This is a genomic window from Bacillus sp. FSL K6-1560 (assembly GCF_038592935.1).
GTDB classification, from domain to species: domain Bacteria; phylum Bacillota; class Bacilli; order Bacillales; family Bacillaceae; genus Bacillus; species Bacillus subtilis.
Genome location: NZ_CP151946.1, coordinates 2,922,796 through 2,939,997 on the forward strand (window position 1 = coordinate 2,922,796; position 17,202 = coordinate 2,939,997).

At 45.3% G+C, this 17,202-nt stretch carries 19 protein-coding genes; 9 read left to right on the forward strand and 10 right to left on the reverse strand.

Annotated elements, in window-relative coordinates; translation table 11 throughout:
• Positions 1–64: 64 nt before the first annotated feature.
• Positions 65–562: a cupin domain-containing protein gene (locus tag NYE22_RS15625; protein WP_033884358.1), complete on the reverse strand. Its 498-nt coding sequence runs from the start codon at positions 560–562 to the stop codon at positions 65–67.
• Between the two features lie 131 nt (positions 563–693).
• On the opposite strand from NYE22_RS15625, the gene NYE22_RS15630 reads away from it, so the two are divergent.
• The 3 genes from NYE22_RS15630 to fetB all read left to right on the forward strand — a co-directional run bounded on the left by NYE22_RS15630 (position 694) and on the right by fetB (position 3,292).
• Positions 694–1,668, forward strand: coding sequence for a multidrug resistance efflux transporter family protein (locus NYE22_RS15630; protein WP_070548841.1), 975 nt, complete (start codon positions 694–696; stop codon positions 1,666–1,668).
• 119 nt (positions 1,669–1,787) lie between these two features.
• Positions 1,788–2,540 (forward strand): phosphate ABC transporter ATP-binding protein, encoded by a 753-nt coding sequence (locus NYE22_RS15635; protein WP_003232774.1) that lies wholly within the window; start codon positions 1,788–1,790, stop codon positions 2,538–2,540.
• Positions 2,540–3,292, forward strand: coding sequence for an iron export ABC transporter permease subunit FetB (fetB, locus tag NYE22_RS15640; protein ID WP_003232776.1), 753 nt, complete (start codon positions 2,540–2,542; stop codon positions 3,290–3,292). The genes NYE22_RS15635 and fetB overlap by 1 nt, the downstream gene beginning before the upstream one ends.
• A 45-nt stretch (positions 3,293–3,337) precedes the next feature.
• On the opposite strand, the gene NYE22_RS15645 is transcribed toward fetB, so the two are convergent.
• Entirely contained in the window at positions 3,338–4,150 is an 813-nt protein-coding gene (locus NYE22_RS15645; protein WP_003245334.1) for a uroporphyrinogen-III synthase, read from the reverse strand.
• 173 nt (positions 4,151–4,323) lie between these two features.
• On the opposite strand from NYE22_RS15645, the gene NYE22_RS15650 reads away from it, so the two are divergent.
• A complete protein-coding gene (locus NYE22_RS15650) occupies positions 4,324–4,512 on the forward strand; it encodes a hypothetical protein (RefSeq protein WP_003232781.1) in 189 nt (62 codons plus the stop codon).
• Between the two features lie 40 nt (positions 4,513–4,552).
• Here the strand turns inward: NYE22_RS15650 and NYE22_RS15655 are convergent, their stop codons facing one another.
• Positions 4,553–5,731 (reverse strand): glycosyltransferase, encoded by a 1,179-nt coding sequence (locus tag NYE22_RS15655; protein ID WP_038828749.1) that lies wholly within the window; start codon positions 5,729–5,731, stop codon positions 4,553–4,555.
• Positions 5,732–5,753: 22 nt separating this feature from the next.
• Positions 5,754–6,944, reverse strand: coding sequence for a monooxygenase YjiB (gene yjiB, locus NYE22_RS15660; protein ID WP_019712505.1), 1,191 nt, complete (start codon positions 6,942–6,944; stop codon positions 5,754–5,756).
• Positions 6,945–7,332: 388 nt separating this feature from the next.
• Here yjiB and NYE22_RS15665 point away from each other — a divergent pair, with 388 nt between their 5' ends.
• A complete protein-coding gene (locus NYE22_RS15665; RefSeq protein WP_003232791.1) occupies positions 7,333–7,611 on the forward strand; it encodes a hypothetical protein in 279 nt (92 codons plus the stop codon).
• 30 nt (positions 7,612–7,641) lie between these two features.
• Here the strand turns inward: NYE22_RS15665 and NYE22_RS15670 are convergent, their stop codons facing one another.
• From NYE22_RS15670 to fdhF, 4 genes are all read right to left on the reverse strand, one after another.
• Positions 7,642–8,268 (reverse strand): NUDIX hydrolase, encoded by a 627-nt coding sequence (locus tag NYE22_RS15670; RefSeq protein WP_077670633.1) that lies wholly within the window; start codon positions 8,266–8,268, stop codon positions 7,642–7,644.
• Between the two features lie 78 nt (positions 8,269–8,346).
• Positions 8,347–8,988, reverse strand: coding sequence for a DUF4352 domain-containing protein (locus NYE22_RS15675; RefSeq protein ID WP_342411957.1), 642 nt, complete (start codon positions 8,986–8,988; stop codon positions 8,347–8,349).
• 196 nt (positions 8,989–9,184) lie between these two features.
• The gene (locus tag NYE22_RS15680) at positions 9,185–9,745 is read right to left on the reverse strand and encodes a DUF1641 domain-containing protein (RefSeq protein ID WP_342411958.1); all 561 of its coding nucleotides are present in this window, start codon (positions 9,743–9,745) and stop codon (positions 9,185–9,187) included.
• On the reverse strand, positions 9,738–12,695 hold the full coding sequence (gene fdhF, locus NYE22_RS15685; protein ID WP_064671265.1) for a formate dehydrogenase subunit alpha: 2,958 nt from the start codon (positions 12,693–12,695) through the stop codon (positions 9,738–9,740). Before fdhF ends, NYE22_RS15680 begins: the two co-directional genes overlap by 8 nt.
• Before the next feature lie 143 nt (positions 12,696–12,838).
• On the opposite strand from fdhF, the gene NYE22_RS15690 reads away from it, so the two are divergent.
• Positions 12,839–13,414 carry a YjgB family protein gene (locus tag NYE22_RS15690; protein ID WP_014476503.1) on the forward strand — a complete coding sequence of 192 codons (576 nt, stop codon included), beginning with the start codon at positions 12,839–12,841 and terminating at the stop codon, positions 13,412–13,414.
• 100 nt (positions 13,415–13,514) lie between these two features.
• Entirely contained in the window at positions 13,515–13,913 is a 399-nt protein-coding gene (locus NYE22_RS15695) for a DUF2809 domain-containing protein (RefSeq protein WP_032725488.1), read from the forward strand.
• A 9-nt stretch (positions 13,914–13,922) separates the two neighbouring features.
• Here NYE22_RS15695 and NYE22_RS15700 read toward each other — a convergent pair whose 3' ends face one another.
• Positions 13,923–14,822: a DUF2268 domain-containing protein gene (locus tag NYE22_RS15700; protein ID WP_342411959.1), complete on the reverse strand. Its 900-nt coding sequence runs from the start codon at positions 14,820–14,822 to the stop codon at positions 13,923–13,925.
• 126 nt (positions 14,823–14,948) lie between these two features.
• On the opposite strand from NYE22_RS15700, the gene NYE22_RS15705 reads away from it, so the two are divergent.
• Both NYE22_RS15705 and NYE22_RS15710 read left to right on the forward strand, forming a co-directional pair.
• On the forward strand, positions 14,949–15,116 hold the full coding sequence (locus tag NYE22_RS15705; protein WP_014476499.1) for a YjfB family protein: 168 nt from the start codon (positions 14,949–14,951) through the stop codon (positions 15,114–15,116).
• Positions 15,117–15,244: 128 nt separating this feature from the next.
• Positions 15,245–15,718 (forward strand): YjfA family protein, encoded by a 474-nt coding sequence (locus NYE22_RS15710; RefSeq protein WP_014476498.1) that lies wholly within the window; start codon positions 15,245–15,247, stop codon positions 15,716–15,718.
• Positions 15,719–15,757: 39 nt separating this feature from the next.
• Here NYE22_RS15710 and pdaC read toward each other — a convergent pair whose 3' ends face one another.
• On the reverse strand, positions 15,758–17,161 hold the full coding sequence (pdaC, locus tag NYE22_RS15715) for a peptidoglycan-N-acetylmuramic acid deacetylase PdaC (protein WP_342411960.1): 1,404 nt from the start codon (positions 17,159–17,161) through the stop codon (positions 15,758–15,760).
• Between the last annotated feature and the right edge of the window lie 41 nt (positions 17,162–17,202).

Sequence of the window (17,202 nt, forward strand, 5' to 3'; positions counted from 1 at the left end):
TATGGAGCTCATGTCATATCGTTTCTGCGGCACTAGTTATTGACAATCCAGCAATTTCTCCCCTTCACTTTACCCATATTTCCAATAGAGGCTCTCTTTTTCCTGTGATCGGATCATTCGCCGGCAACGCCGCCTGCTTAATCTGTTTGAGCGCTTCCTCCCGCTCATTCGGTTTCCCCGTCTTCATATCATACTGAACGCCACCGGGATAGGCGCCAAGGACAGTAAAATCGGGACTTGAGCTGAGCTTTTTATGTCCGACTCCGGCTGGAATCACGACTGCGTCGCCTGATTTGAAAGGGATGGCAGCCCCTTTTTCTCCCCCAAACTGAATCACAGCCTCTCCCCTAAGGGCAATCAGGACTTCATGCGTATTGCTGTGATAATGATGGTATGGAAAAACACTCCCTGACCAGCTGTTTGACCAGCCATGCCGGATGACGATCCGCTCTGCCAGTCCGGTGTCCTTAAGCGCGTTTTGATACACCACGAGCGGAAAATCAGGGTGATTCGGAATCCTGCCGTCATCCGGAAAGAAGTATGTCTGTGTCTCTTTTTCCATCAATTTCACCTCCCTTTTTTGTCTTCCACACATAGCGGTTCGCAAAACATGATGTTTTTCTCATGATTCCATTGATCTGCATGATACCGAATAGTATAGTATAAAAAAATAATGCCAGAATGAGGGATATCATGAAAGCTATCGTTATCGGAATATTGGCTTCACTCTTTTTCGCCGTTACCTTTATATTAAACAGAGCGATGGAGTTATCAGGAGGCAGCTGGCTTTGGAGCTCTTCGCTGCGCTTTATTTTTATGGTGCCGTTTTTATGTTTGATTGTCATCATGAGAGGGACATTCACGCCTCTCTTACTAGAGATGAGGAAAAAGCCGTTTTATTGGATCAAATGGAGCTTCGTCGGCTTCGTGCTTTTTTACGCGCCGATTACATTTGCGGCTGCATACGGTCCGGGGTGGCTCATAGCCGGAACCTGGCAAATTACAATTGTAGCCGGGGTGCTCTTATCTCCTTTGTTTTATGTCAAACAAGATATGCCGGGCGGTCCGCAGCTCGTTCGCCAAAAGATTCCCCTGGTTTCACTTGGCACTTCCATGATCATCCTGGTTGGAGCGGCTCTGATTCAGCTTCAGCATGCAGAATCGCTTTCTGGGAGGATGCTGCTTTTCAGTGTGCTGCCGGTTGTCATTGCGGCTTTTGCCTATCCGTTAGGAAACAGGAGAATGCTCGAAGAATACGGAGGCCGGCTTGATACATTTCAGCGCGTGCTTGGAATGACATTGGCAAGCCTTCCATTCTGGCTTATATTAGCAGCTTACGGCTGGTGGTCAGATGGCCTTCCAACAGCAAGTCAAACCGTTCAATCCTTTATCGTTGCCGTCAGCTCAGGCATCATTGCGACGGTTTTATTTTTCTGGGCCACTGATATGGTAAGAGACAATCCGCAAAAACTCGCAGCTGTTGAAGCCACTCAAGCCGGTGAAGTGATTTTCGCGCTGCTTGGTGAAATTGTTCTGCTGTCAGGCGTTTTCCCATCTCTTTTATCATTTGCCGGTTTGTTCATTATAATAGCGGGGATGATGTTACATACCTTCGCTTCACAGCCGAGAAAACCGAAAAAGAAAGCACAGTCAAATCTGACTGCGTAGCATCTGCAGGAGAATGGGTGAAAGCCTGTTCTCCTTTATTTGTGCTACCAAAAGGAATCTGTTTCACGTTATAGTTAAATATAATGTCAGCCTACTTATATTGAAAGGTGATTATTGTAATGGAAGCAAACGATCAAACACAAAACATACCAGCCATCTCCTTCAGATCAGTCAGAAAAAGCTATAAACAAGATGGACAAACCTATGATGTGCTGCAGGATGTCACCGGAGACATTCAACAGGGCGCAATCGTAGCCGTTTTAGGTCCTTCCGGCTCAGGCAAAAGCACCCTCCTTTCTATGTGTAATTTAATGAGAACGCCTGACAGCGGCGAAGTCAACATATACGGAAAGGAAGTCAGAGAATGGAATGTCAATGAGCTGAGGCGAACGGCAGCCCTCGCGTTTCAATCGGCTCCCGTGCTCGACGGGACAGTGCGTGACAATTTAAGTCTTGTACAAAGGCTGCATCAATCCCAGCTGTACTCTCCTGAAAAGCTGGCTTCGCTTGCAGGGCTGCCGCCAGAGTTGTTAGACAGAAGCGCCAGAGACTTATCGGGCGGGCAGCGGCAAAGACTGTCACTGGCCAGAACGCTCTCAAATCCTTCCTCCATTCTATTGTTGGACGAAATCACATCGGCCTTGGACCCGGTTTCTGCTCTTGAGATTGAAGAACTGATCAAACGTCAGCATCAAGAGAAAAAATGGACAGTCATGTGGGTCACTCATAATATGGAGCAGGCAAAACGAATAGCCGATACCATTTGGTTTATGGCAGATGGCCGGCTGCTTGAAATCGCTGAAACCGACACATTTTTCTCCGCTCCGCAGCATGAAGCAGCGAAAGAATTTTTGAAGGGAGGCACTCGGTAATGGATTACCTTTCTCTCTCTTTAACGATGATCTTTGTTTTGATCGCCTTGTTTTTATCAAAATCCTTTAAAGCCGGTGTAGAAAAAGACATGATCATCGCCACCATCCGGGCCGCGGTGCAGCTGCTTATCATCGGTTATGTTTTGTCGCTGATTTTTCGCGGAGACCACCCTGTTTTTATCCTGCTGATGGTGCTGTTAATGCTCGCGGTGGCGGCGCAAAATGTCATCAAGCGAAAGAAAAATACTATCGGTTCGTTTTGGAGGGTGTTTGCCGCGTTAGCAATCGTAGAAATTGTGACGCAGGGAATTCTGCTGTCTCTTCATATCATTCCGCTTACGGCACGATATGTCATTCCGATCAGCGGGATGGTCATCGGAAATTCGATGGTGCTCTCAAGTTTGTTTCTAAACCGGCTTAACTCAGAAGTCGGCGTTCGCAAAGAAGAAATTCAATTAATATTGTCACTTGGCGGCACACCGAAGCAATCCATACAGCGCATTCTTACCTCAGCGATGAAAATGAGTATGATCCCGACGCTCGAAAGCCAGAAAACACTGGGTCTTGTCCAGCTTCCCGGCATGATGACTGGCCAGATTCTAGCCGGCGCGGACCCGATTCAGGCAGTACGCTTTCAACTCTTAATCGTGTTTACAACGATGGCCTCAGCCGCGCTGACTTGTGTAATCTTAAGCGTGCTGACATACCCATCATTATTCACCGTTCATCAGCAGCTGAAGCAGAATGAATGACAGACAAAAGCCGCTTTCCGAGGGAAAAGCGGCTTTTTGTACTTGTTATTCCTTTTCTTCATAATACTTGGCCAGCTCAACAATCATCGCACCCATCCGCTCAATCTCTGGCGCAAGCAGTCTCGTAATGCCCTCTTCCCGCAGTGCTTCAGCAGTCACTTTTCCGACAGCAGCTGCGATGGCGCGTTCTTCGAATACCTTCTTCACTTCATTGATATAACCTCGCCCCTTGGCAAAATCAAACAGGGAACGAACCTGAATGGCCGTTGTAAAACAAACGGCATCGACCTCATCGTTCATCAGCTCTCGGCATAACCGCTCCACCGTTTCCTCCTCCGGCGGGATGTGCTGATAAGGCAGAATCGGCAGGACAGACGCGCCTTTTTCTTCAAGAAATGCCATGAGAGCCGGCGCTTTTTCGCCATGAAGCTGTACCATGACTGTTTTTCCTGAAAAGTCGTGAGGCTCCAAAGAACGGATTAAGCCTCTTGTTGTCCCGTCTTCATCCGAAGCTTCCGGTGTGATCCCAAGCTTTTTCAGCGCAGACAGCGTTTTGTATCCCCGGCATGCCGCTTTCGCTTGGCGAATGGCCTGCAGAAACTCATCTTTCAGTCCAATTTTCTCTGCCATATCGACAAGAGTCTCCAACCCGATGCCTGTCGTGAAAATGACCCAGTCAGCTTTCTCTTCCGCAAACGTCCGCAAATCCGGCTCCACCTGCTTCTCTGCTAAGTAAACAGTACCTTGGAGAGGCCGGATGACAGGTATTCCGCCCTGTTTTTCAATGATTGTACTAATTTCTTCCGTTTTTCGTGAGCCACCGATTGCCACGCGTTTTCCAAGTAACCCTTTTCCCATACCCGTTTCCTCTCCTCTTTGCATAGGCTTTTTATGTATATAAGCTTAATAAAGCTATTTTGGCGCAAACCAAGGGAGAAATCAAGATAAACCCAACCTCCTAAAATCCATTGAATACGCCGGAAGCTTGCTGTAAGATAAACAGCAGACACGTCTTGTAACGGAGGATCGACATGGAAACAAAAAAAGAAGAATATGAAACAAAAGGCTACGATACATCGATTGTTTACGAATTCAATGAATATCCGGACGCCCGCAGCGGGCGCTGCGACAACTGTGATTACACACTGTTCAAAAGCTCTGTAAAAGGCGGAAAATTTCTTAGAGAATGCCGGAGATGCGGGATGAAAAAAAATATTTAAACAGAAAACCGAAATCAAATTGATTTCGGTTTTTATGTTTTTACTGCGGGACAGCGGATTTTTTCATAAACGCTTCAATCTCAGCTGCCGCACGCTCCGCTCCGCCAGCTTCTTTTACATCCTTTTGCATATTCTTGACGCGGCTGAGCAGCTCTTGATCACTGGATACAGCCTGAACCGCTTCCTGCAGGCTGGAAACAGTCACTTCCTCTTTCGGCAAATAAACGCCAAGGCCTAATTCATCAACCCGATTTGCAGTGAGCTCTTGCTCGTACATTTGCGGAATGACGACAAGTGGCACACCTGCGTTCATCGCTTCCATCGTACTGTTCATCCCGCCATGAGAGATGAACAAATCAGCTTTCTCTAACACCTCAAGCTGCGGCACACTTTGGCGAATGGTAAAGTTAGCAGGAATATCCTCCAAGCTTTCTGGATCAATCGTTTTCCCAACCGACATGATCACTTGCCATGAAGAATCCCGAAATGCCTTGATGCACATCTTGTAAAATTCCGGCCATGCGTTAAACGCCGTACCCAAAGAAATCAGCATAAGCGGGCGATCATCCTTGTCAATCAACAGGCTTTCTTTCTCCTTCCGTTCTCCGAGAGAGGGGCCGACAAAACAGAAACGGTCATCGAACGTCTCATGCTGAATCTGAAAAGACTTCGGCATAAAGACAATATTTAATGCTTCCGGCACAGCTAACTGTTCAAATGAAACAGCCGGCAACTTCTCTTGCTCCAAGTAGGCTTTAAATTCAGCCTCTGCTTCTCTTATTTTCTTCAGCATGTCTTCATTTCCTAACTGAAAGGATTCATTTTGGGCATATGACGAACAGAGCTTAATGACCGGAACATTAAGCTTTTCAGCAAACAATTTACCAGCCAGCGCAACAAAGTCATAGATGATCAGATCAGGCTGATCATCCTTATATAACTCCTCAAGCTGCGGCAGAATGCTGAGTGATTCTTTCAAAAGGCTGAGGGGCGCGTCATTCTTTTCCATCATCTCCCTGATTTGCTTAGGATCAATATTCAAGGATGTATGATAGAGCAATGCTTCTCCACCGGCTTGCTGAACAGCGGGCGCAAACTCCTCAGTCGTCGCGTACGTGACACGGTGCCCTTTCTCACAAAGCTTCTCTACTAAAGCAAGCGTAGGATTGACATGTCCGTACGCCGGGATATTGATCATCGAAATATGGTACTTTTTCATGAATCTCCAGTCTCCTTATCTATTACATTTTCACACGGAAGCTCTTTAATCCGTATATCACACTGTTTTCAATCGGAGTGATACTGACGTACTCCATATGAGGAATAGCAGAAATCAAAGACGTTAACGCGATATTTGCTTCAAGACGGGCAAGCGGAGCCCCAAGGCAAAAATGGATGCCATGGCCAAACGCAATATGCGGATTGGGATGGCGGCGGATATCAAACATGTGCGGCCTGTCAAACTTTGCTTCATCACGATTTGCCGATGCCACAAACGCCAAAACCATATCACCTTCTTTAATCAGATGCCCACCGATCTCCGTATCCCGCTTGGCAATGCGCCTCAAAACCGGGGCCGGCGCTCTGAAACGCAAGGCTTCCTCCACTGCCTGAGGCATCAGTTCAGGATGGCTGCGCAGTTCCTCATAAACGCCTGGCGTTTCTAATATGCTGTACATCGCATTTGAAATCAGGTTTGTAGTGGTTTCATTTCCGGCCACCAGCAGCAGCGTGCAAAACGGAATCAGCTCTTCACCGGACAGCTTCTCGCCTGTTTCTTCCGCTTCCACTAAAATAGAAATAATATCCTGCGCCGGTTTGTTTCGCTTTTCTTCTATGATGCCGGCAAAAAACGCAGCCAGTTCTTCCTCACACTTATCTCGTTCTTCCAAAAAGGCTTTTTCAGCTTCTTCACTTTTATCCCTCGGTGTACTGACCAGAAGATCAGACCATGCTTTAAACTGATCCATATGCGCTGAAGGCACTCCCAGTAGCTCAGATATCACAATAACCGGAAGCGGGTATGAAAAATCGTGAACAAGGTCAAACTCACTGCGCCCCTGAAATTTTTGAATCAGTTCATCTGTGATTTCTTGAATTCTCGGTTCCCATTGCTTCATCACGCGCGGAGTAAAGGCTTTATTCACGACTGAACGGATTTTTGTATGCTTCGGCGGGTCCATGTTAATGATGGAATTTCCAATAGAGCTTGTCTGCTGCGGCATGTAACTGGAAAACAGCTCTTTATCCCCAACAACTTTTTTGACATCATCATAAAGAAAAACGCTCCACACTTGGTTTTCTTCATCAAAGGAAACAGGCGCATCCTTTCTCATCGATTCGTACCATGGAAACGGATGATACGCATCCTGTTTGTTTTTCCCATTGAGCAGCGCTCGCTGCAAGGCTTGCCGGCGGTTTAACACACTCATTATGGTCACTCCCTTGAAAAAATTCAGCAATGAATGTTCCACTTCACCTCCCGCTTTCGAAAAAGAGAGGGACTACCACAAATAATTAAATTGATAACAGCAGGCAGGCGATCACGATGTTCGATGCAGGCATCATATATTCCCCCTCGAATTTCGTTCATCTTACCATAATCTTTCAATTTTTTTCTATTCTGCACTGCTGTTTTGGCTCACAACGTGACCTTAGGCATAAGCACGCAAATCCAATATGGATTCAATTGCACCGCTCCGCTCAAAAAACGTCTCTGTTTTCAACCAAATGCACTAACTCCAAAAATGACTTTCCCATTATGTAAAATAATTTGGTTCTATGATTAAATAGAAGGTAAAAGGTGAAGGAGAGAACAACGTGGCAGCACAGACTGATTACAAAAAACAAGTTGTCGGAATCCTACTTTCACTTGCATTCGTACTCTTTGTGTTCTCTTTTTCTGAGAGACATGAAAAACCGCTTGTTGAGGGAAAAAAACAGGAAAACTGGCATACTGTCGTCGACAAAGCCTCTGTCAAAATTTATGGCAGCCGATTAGTTGAAGAAAACAAATTAAAGCAAAAACTCGGCCATAAACAAGCCGATTCTATTTTGACCCTTCTGAAACTCGCCAACGAAAAACACATTACATTATAAAAAAGAAAGAGCCCATAGGCTCTTTCTTTTTTAGTCAAATATCGTTTTCTTGTCCGGATGGCGCAAAAAGTCAAACAGCATGCTAAGCTGTGAGGGTGTGTTTCGTTTTGGAGAAAGCGGCGGGAGGCTGTCTTCCGGAAAAAAAGCGGCATGATTCGTCTCGATCCCTGTTTCCCCCTGCCCGCCCGTCATGCTGCATGCGATGAAGATTTTATAATAGTGATAAGGCTGAGGGGGATGAGAGTGTTTATGGCTGTCTAGCACGGCCAGCAATCGAGACGGCTCTGTATCGTACCCCGACTCTTCTTTGATTTCCTTGACGACGTTTTCAGCTGGCGATAAACCAATCTCGCAAAATCCACCCGGCAGCGACCACAGCTCATCATGCTTCTCCCGGACAAGCAAAATCTGATTCTCTCGGAATACTGCGCCGCGCACATCCGCTTTCGGTGTCGGATAGCCGCTCTCCCTTTTCCATAAATCAGTGATAACTTCAATGTCCGTCTGTGAGTAATCCGCCATCATTTCCGCGCTGAGCTTCATTAGCTCTTCGTACCTCTCCCTGTCGTACACATCCTTGGAAAAAGCAAGCCCCGCCTGTGCGATCGCCCGAATCCGCTGTGCCCGTTCCAGCCATTTGGTTTGCACTTTTATCACTCATCCTTTCAAGTCAAGTTTCGCTATAAAAAATGCACGTTTTCCACAGATGAAAAACGTGCAACTGTAAATTAGCTTCTAATCTAACTTCACCAAGTAATCAATATCGTCCTTTACTCTCTCTTCTGTATTACTGCTATTTGTATCAGCTAAAAACGGATTATATACCAGTGTGTAATGTTTCTGTTCTCCTTTAGGGATGACATAACTGAGTACACCTGTAACCTTTTTCCCCGATACTAGTGTTCCTCCCATAAGGATTCTGCCCTTCTCTTCTATAGAAAAAACAGGCCGCACTGATTGATCATTCTTATCTCTTAAATCAAACCCGATAAAATTGTAGCTTATCGAATCTTTCCCTATATTTTCCATCGTAACTTCTATAATAAGCCGTTCCTCATCATCTTTTATTGTTTTTGTCTCCTCATTTACAGCTCCGCCAACATTCATATATTCACCTTTTTGCACTCTATCAACTTTATTCACTGTAAAATTCGTATGTCCTGCTTTAAATGTTTCTCCTATTTTATGTATTTGATCATCTTTTTTGGTCTTCGGCTCACCGCCTTTTTTCAATTCCTTATCAAGTTCCTTTTCAAGCTCTTCTTGCGATTTTTTCTCTTTCGTTTTTTCCTTCTCTGACGCATCGCTCGATTGGCTGCACGCTGAAAGCGCTAACCCGATCGTCAAGACAAATAATAGTAATAAGACTTTTTTCATGATTGTTCCCCCATCTAAAGTAATCGATTTCTATTATAATCAGATTTTTCCTTTTCTTAACAGGTAAGAAAGTAACGATTATTTCTATCTCATTCATCACAATCTTACTTCTTCCTAGTATTTGAATATTTTTTACTAGTCCATTAGACCTTTTCATCAAAAAACCCGAGCTGGCTGAAGCCGCTCGGGTGGGAAGTCAATCTCGCTTATTCATTCCTCTTTTCTCTCGAGGTTCCTGATGATGTTTTTGGTGTTCCGGAGGCTGCGTCGTGCGTTCCAGCTCCTTTGTATCTTGTCCCATTCCTTTTAAAAAGGAAAAGAGCAGTGTAATTGATTTGTTGATTTCCGGGTCTTTTAGCGAGCGGATAATATCAAAATAACCTGTCTTTTCTTCGCTGTTTTTCTGTTCTACAGCGCTTGCCACACCCGCATTCACTTTCAAAATGAGAGGCTCCAGCTGCTTCACGTCCAGCATGCCGAGTGTTCCAAACAGAAGAAGCAGATTTTTTAGCGTATTGGCTGTTTCCTCTGTATCTGCATTTTTTACCAGAATATCAAGAACTTTATCCCCTTGGCCAAAAAGGCCGCGGAGCAACGGCAGGACACCGCGCTCGTTCAAATGGCCCAGCATATGCAAGGTTTCGAGAATCGCTTCTTTGTGATCAACTAGAGCATCTTCAATTTCCCGCAAATCACGCTTTCGCTGATCCTCTTCGGTTACCTCGATTTTTTGGATTCGTTTAATCGCTTTAGCCATTATGGCCCATCCCCCTTTTCACAGCGTCACCAGGAAAAATATAATCCTTCCGCGCCCATTTCTTTTGAACCTGCACACCGATTTGCGGCTGCGGATTGCCGTTGCGGTGGTTGATCTTAGGCAGCGGGCTGATTCCGTCGTGCTTTAAAATTTCCATCTTGGCCGATGTTTCTTTGTAAGCAGGCGTATCGGTATCCTTATCGGCATGGCTGCCTGTTAACAGGTTGATCGCCGCTTCCCCTGAATCGTTCATTGGCAGATATACTTCCTTCCCTTTGACTCGATCAGTAATCAGGCACTTCACTTTGACATTTCCGAAAGGCGATGTGAGTCTGACGAGGGTTCCGTCCTGAATCCCTCGTTCTGCCGCAAGCTCAGGAGAAATTTCTAAGAACACTTCCGGTGTTTTCTCCGAAATCCCTTTTGATTTGTAAGTCAGGTTCCCTTCGTGGAAATGCTCCAAGAGCCGCCCATTGTTGACATGGATATCATATTCCTCACCGAATTCCTCAGGCTCTGTCCACTGGACAGGGTAGAGAATGGCCTTGCCGTCCGGGAAAGGGAAGCGCTCTGTAAAGAGTAAAGGCGAATCCTTTCCATCAGCATTTACAGGCCATTGCAGGGAATTATAGCCCTCAAGACGTTCATAGGTGACACCGGCATAAATCGGCGACAGCTTGGCTGCTTCCTCCATAATGTCTGCAGGATGCTTATAGTGCCAGTCGGCGCCAAGCTTATTGGCAACCTCCATAATAATCTGCCAATCCGGCTTTGATTCACCCAGCGGTTCAAATACCTGATACAAACGCTGAATCCGGCGTTCTGTGTTTGTAAACGTTCCTTCTTTTTCAAGGCTTGGGCTCGCAGGAAGAACCACATCAGCAAACTCCGCTGTACGTGAAAGGAAAATGTCCTGCACCACAAAGAAATCAAGCTTTTCATATGCGGCGTGTACATGATTGATATTGGAATCCACCAGGCCCATTTCTTCACCTTTTACATACATCGCTTTCAGCTGTCCGGAATGGATTTTTTCAATCATTTCGTGGTTGGTCATACCCGGCTCTTTCGGCAGCGGCACACCCCACACACGCTCGTATTTTTGGCGGACTTGTTCATCCGTCACTTTTTCATAGCCTGGCATTCTGTCAGGCATACTCCCGAAGTCACTTGCTCCCTGCACGTTATTATGACCGCGCAATGGGTAAGAACCTGCTCCCGGTTTTCCGTAGTTTCCTGTCACAAGCAGCAGGTTAGAGATCGCCGTGCTCGTGTCGCTTCCTCCAATATGCTGTGTCACGCCCATCGCCCACAATGCGCACACACTGTCAGCTTGCCCGATCATCTCTGCCATTTGGATAAGGGTTTCTCGATCAATCCCGGTTTTCTCCTCAGCATATTCAAGTGTGTACGGCGCGAGGCTTTTTACATATTCATCCCGTCCGTTCACTCTTTCTCTCAAAAATCGTTCATCGGCCTTGCCGTTTTCTATTAAATATTTGGCGATCGCATTCAGCCAGACGATATCCGATCCGGCACGCGGCTGGACAAATAAATCGGAGCGTTCTGCCATTTCGTGTTTTCTGATATCCGCGACGATCACTTTCTGCCCTCTCAGCTTATGAGCCCGTTTAATCCGAGTGGATAAGACTGGATGCGACTCAGACGTGTTCGAACCGATAATCAAAACAAGGTCCGCTTGCGCGATATCTGTAATTGATCCTGAATCACCGCCATAGCCGACTGTCCGGAACAGGCCGGCAGTCGCAGGAGATTGGCAATAGCGAGAGCAGTTGTCCACATTATTTGTGCCAATGACCCCTCTGGCCAGCTTTTGCATAAGATAGGATTCTTCATTTGTACATTTAGAAGATGTAATAAAAGCGAGAGAATCCGGGCCAAACGCCTCTTTTAATTCAGTGAACTTGCTGGCGATCAGCGATAACGCCTCCTCCCACTCTGCTTCACGGAAATGGTCACCTTCACGGATCAGCGGCTTTGTCAGGCGTTCTTCGCTGTTGACGAAATCCCAGCCGAACTTGCCTTTCACACAAGTAGAAATGCCGTTGGCTGGCGCTTCCTCCTGCGGCTCTACTTTCAGAATGTCTCTGCCCTTTGTCCAGACATCAAAGCTGCAGCCGACGCCGCAATACGTGCAGACGGTTTTCGTTTTTTTGATTCGTTCATCGCGCATAGCGGATTCCATATCAGAAATCGCGAGAATCGAGCCGTAGCCTGTCTCTACGCCTTTCGTGATCTCGATCATCGGTCGCAGCGTTTCGTTATTGATGCCTGTTAAATATCCGGCTTCCCCTTCCATTCCTTTTTCCATCATCGCGTTGCACGGACAGACCGTTGAACAATGGCCGCATGACACACATGACGACTCATTGATCGGCACGTCGTTATCCCAAATGACGCGCGGGCGTTTCCGCTCCCAGTCAATGGTCAGCGTTTCAGTTACCTGAACGTCCTGGCATGCCTCAACACAGCGTCCGCACAAAATACATTGATCTGGATCATACCGATAAAACGGATGGGATTCATCCTTATGGTATGGCTTGTGATCAAACGGAATGCTTTGGTGATTGATTTTCATTTCCTTCACCGTATTATGTATTTCGCATCCCCCATTGTTGTAATCGCAAACTGTACAATAAAGCTCATGATTATATAAAATCTTGTCCATCCCGATGACCTGCGCTTTTTTCACGTCAGGTGAGAGCGTATCAATGATATCCCCATCCTTTAATTCAGCGGAGCACGACCTCTTCAGCTCACCATTGATGCTGACGATGCACGTATCACATGTTTCAATCGGTCCTAAGCTTGGATGATAGCAAACTTGCGGCACTTCAATCGAGCTGTTATTCAAAAGCTGCAGCACCGTCTGTTCCTCGGACGCTTCCATTTCAACGCCGTTTATTGTGATTTTTTTCTTGCCAGCCATCTCCATTCCCCTTTCTTGCTTTATACCGAATTACCTATTTCAGTTCCCTTACAACAACTCAATAAAACATACAAAGCGCACTCACATGTTTTATTGCACTAACACCGGGAAACGGGATGGTAGATCAATAAGGAGGGATCAACATGAAAAAGACAATGTCTGCTATTACCGCTGCGGCAGCAGTAACAAGCTGTTTTACCGGCTTTGGGGCTGCGTCCTTTTCAGCACCGGCAAAGGCCGCAGCTCAAACAAACACGCTCTCAGAAAACACGAATCAATCAGCCGCCGAGCTTGTCAAAAACCTCTATAACACCGCCTATAAAGGGGAAATGCCTCAGCAGGCGCAAGGCCTTACCATTAACAAAAGCACAAAAGGGGATGTCCACGCTGCGTTTGGGGAACCGGAAAGACCAGTCGGGGGAGACAATCGATTTGATTTATATCACTGGAATATGGGACAGCCGGGCTACGGATTTTCCTATCATAAAGACATGACAATTTCAGAAATCCGTTACTTTGGAACCGGTGTGGAACGGCAGCTGAATTTAGGCGGAGTTACGCCGGAAGTGCTGCAGAAGCAATTAGGGCCAGCAAATCGGGTGTTAACCGTCCCGTTTACCGATGAAATCGATTATGTATATGATACAGGCCGCTATGAACTCCATTTTGTAATAGGCACGGATCAGACAGCCGACCATGTAAACCTAAAAGCAAAATAAACACCCTACGCGGCTATTCAGCCGCTTTTTTAGTGGACAAATAAAAGCTATATTCCTTACAATACAGGGAGATGAAGCAGAGACGGGGTATCAATTCGCAATGAAGCGAAATCGATGGATATATGCAGTTTTCACCATACTGATCATTGGGCTGGGGCTTGGATCCAGAGCATACTCCAGGGTTCTTCCTGATACCCTCAATACTTATCTTGGGGACTCGTTGTGGGCCGCCATGATCTTTACGGGATGCGGATTTCTATTTCGGAGGCTGAAGACAATGATAACGGGCATTATCAGTCTTTCTTTCTGTTTTGTCATTGAATTCAGCCAGCTCTATCATGCCGAATGGATCGATCAGATTAGGGATACTTCTCTTGGCGGACTTGTACTGGGGTACGGTTTTTTATGGAGCGATATCGAAGCATATACAATCGGAATTGCCGCCTGTGCCGCCATAGAACTGCTGGTTTTGGGAATCAAAAAGCGCCGCTGTATGTGACGCTTTTTTTCATTTGGAAAACAATCCGCACTGAGAAAGAATGGTCTTCGCATCCAAACGCGTGGCCTCGCTTATCGTGATATGATGTTGATTCATAAATAACTGAACGGCATGATAGCCAACCGCATAACCCGCAAAAGCCGATAAACCTGCAGGCTTAAAGCCTTGGTCGTTAGCAATTGGATCACCAAACATATAACGGCTGACTTCCGAAAATCCTTTCACATCCAGCACCTCATTAATCACATCAATGGAATATTGCAAATCTTCATGATCAAAACGAGTTACCCAAGGGCCCAATCGTTCCGTACCAAACAGCTCTCTGGCGAATGATTCCGCCAATCCTTCAATCACAAGATAATCCCCGACACTTACAGAGCCATGATGAAAATCTATATACGAAAACCGCACATTATGATGAAACTCATGAGCAATAATTGAAGGAATCCTTGGCAGGTTATAACGGTTCGGATCAATCCATACATGAATAAAGCCCGGTATCCCGCCAAACCCGCAGTAGCCTTTTTGCAGCTGAAGTTTATTTGGATCAGCGATATAAAGGCCGAATTTGATCTCCTCTGCATTCACCCGCAGCTGTTCGCGCTCAGCAAAAAATATGCATTGCCGAAGTGCAGATTCAGCTGTCTCTGAAACATGTGATTCTTTCAGTATTTGCAGTGCTTTCTGGCCGCTTTCAGCATCACGGACATCCAAATAGCCCAGCATTTTCGCAGCCATGATCACATCATAGCCGTTTGGCTCCTTCGCTTTCAGCGGAACTTGGATGGCGGTCCACATCTTTTCAAACGGCCTCATCATCGTATACCTAAATACATCTTCTCTTTTCTGTTCTTCCATTGAAAACAGCTTTTCGTATTGCTCAAAGGTCTTTTCCATTACTAGATTCATCCTGATTCCCTCCTTGTCAAAAACATACGATATGCCGCAGCGTAAGGGTCAACAGCGAAAATTAAGCCATTTTTCACTGTAAAATCATACAAACCCGCCGATAGGTAAGGCATAGGAGGTGGAACGATGGATATTCCTGCTTTATCAGTTGCAATGCATCAAGCATCCCTTGCCCAGAATGTTAATATCGCTTTAACGAAAAAAATGCTGGACACCGCCCAGCAAAATGCCGATCAAACCTTAAAGATGATTCAGCATCCGACTCTCGGACAAACCATTGATGTAAAAGCTTAACCTCACACCAAAGGCGGCCAATAACTCCATCCTCCCGGCCGCCTTTATTGTTCACAAAAAAGCATGCATGTTTTGATTGTTCCTCCGTATGATTTATTGTTTGCCATATTAAGGAGGTCATAAAGGATATGAAAAGACTGTTTACGAAGGCTTCATTGGTGTTATTCGCAGTAGTATTTGTTTTTGCCGTCAAAGGAGTACCCGCCAATGCGGAAACCCATGCCTACGATGGAAAAAGCCCTTATTACAATGATTGTGCGTCCACCGGCTCTACAAAAAAATCCTCAAACTTAGTGAATGCCAGCAATCAAGTCATCGGAGTAGTCGAGCTTAAATTCAGCAGTACATGTAAAACGGCTTGGGCAAAAATCACGATGAATAATACATTGACGTCTGGCTTTGAAGCAAATGCGGAGATTACCCGAAACACGGACGGAAAGAGATATAATTGTGATTCTGCAGGCGGCAATGGAAAAGCGGTGGCCGGCCAAAAGTCTTGCTATACACCGATGGTATATGATTTAGATCCAAGGACTTCTTACGCTTTCGGCAAGTATTCAGGACCAAACTTAAATGTTTGGGCGACCACAGGCTCTTATTAAATAGAAAAAAGGCTGTCCGTACGGACAGCCTTTTGTAATTTATTTCGCTTCTCTTTGTTTTTTAACCTCTTCAAGCTGAGAAACCGTCACCAATTGATATCCTTGATCGGTGAGCTTTTTCATAATTTCATCGGCCGCATCAGCAGAGGTGCGGTAAATATCGTGAATTAAAATGGTTCTTCCATCTCCCGCCTGACTCATGACACGGTCAACGATTGTTTTTTTGTTACGGTCTTTCCAATCTTCCGGGTCAACATCCCATAACGCAACATCCATTTTCATTTGACTCCGCAGTTCATCATTAATGCCGCCGTATGGGGGTCTTACAAGCGTCGGGCGGTATCCGCTTATTTTTTCAATGATGTCTTGCGTGTCATTGATCTGCTTTAACGCTTCTTTCACTGAAAGCCTTGTGAGAAGTGGATGGCTCCATGAATGGTTCCCCACCTCATTTCCTTCTTTCAGCATTCTTATTAGCGTTTCCGGATAATATTGAACCCTGCTCCCCAAAACAAAAAACGTGGCATGACCCTTATATTTCTTCAAGGAGTCTAGAATCTGATTTGTTGTCGCAGGATTCGGGCCGTCGTCGAAAGTAAGCGCAATGACTTTTTGATTTGGATCAACCGTTTCCTCTTTGGGTAAAGAAATCACTTCATGCTTCGGCTTTTGTTCTTTGATTTTATTTTTATTTTTTGCTTTATCAATATATTGTTCTTTCAGAATGTCTTTCAAAAGACTTTTCTTAATGGCAATCGATTGCTCTCCAAGATAGCCTGCTGCAACCTGATATGTGTCAAAGTAAAGTTCGATATAATCCTCCTTGATGGCAAAGCGGCTGAAATTTTCTTTTTTCGGAGCCGTCCCTTCCTTTAACAGTGCATCGTCCGCTGCAATGTCCTTATTCTTTTTCAGTTCGTGATAAGCGATTAACGAAAGCTTATGTAAGTAGTCAGCGTCCTCTTTGAAAATATCATCAATGGAAAGAAACGCTTGTTTACTAAAATCATAGTTAAACGTTTTTTTCACGGTTTGCCCGTGTGCCCCGCCGATGTATTTATATTCATTAAATACAATCGCCACTGTCTGTTTGGCATAATGGACAATTTTATAATCAACATTTAATTCGTTGCGTTTTGTCTTATGCTCTTGGTCAACGTCTTTTGTTTCCTTTTGAAATTGACGAACCTCTTTTTCTGCGAATCTTTTTAATGCCGAATCCATTTTTTCATTTTTGAAAACGGGATAGTTAACCGCGTAATTAAAAGTTTTCCCGTCATTCACAAGCGTTGCGATCTCAACATTCCCATATTGAGAATCAGTTCTTACTTTATTCATGACCGTTTCTTTTTTCAATGAATGATTATGGAAAAAGCCGATAAGGCCCACCACACATACAACTGCTATTAATACATGAAACCATTTGATTCTTTTTGCCAACAACAAAAACTCCTTCTTTCGTAGCCATTTCGATTTACTCTTCA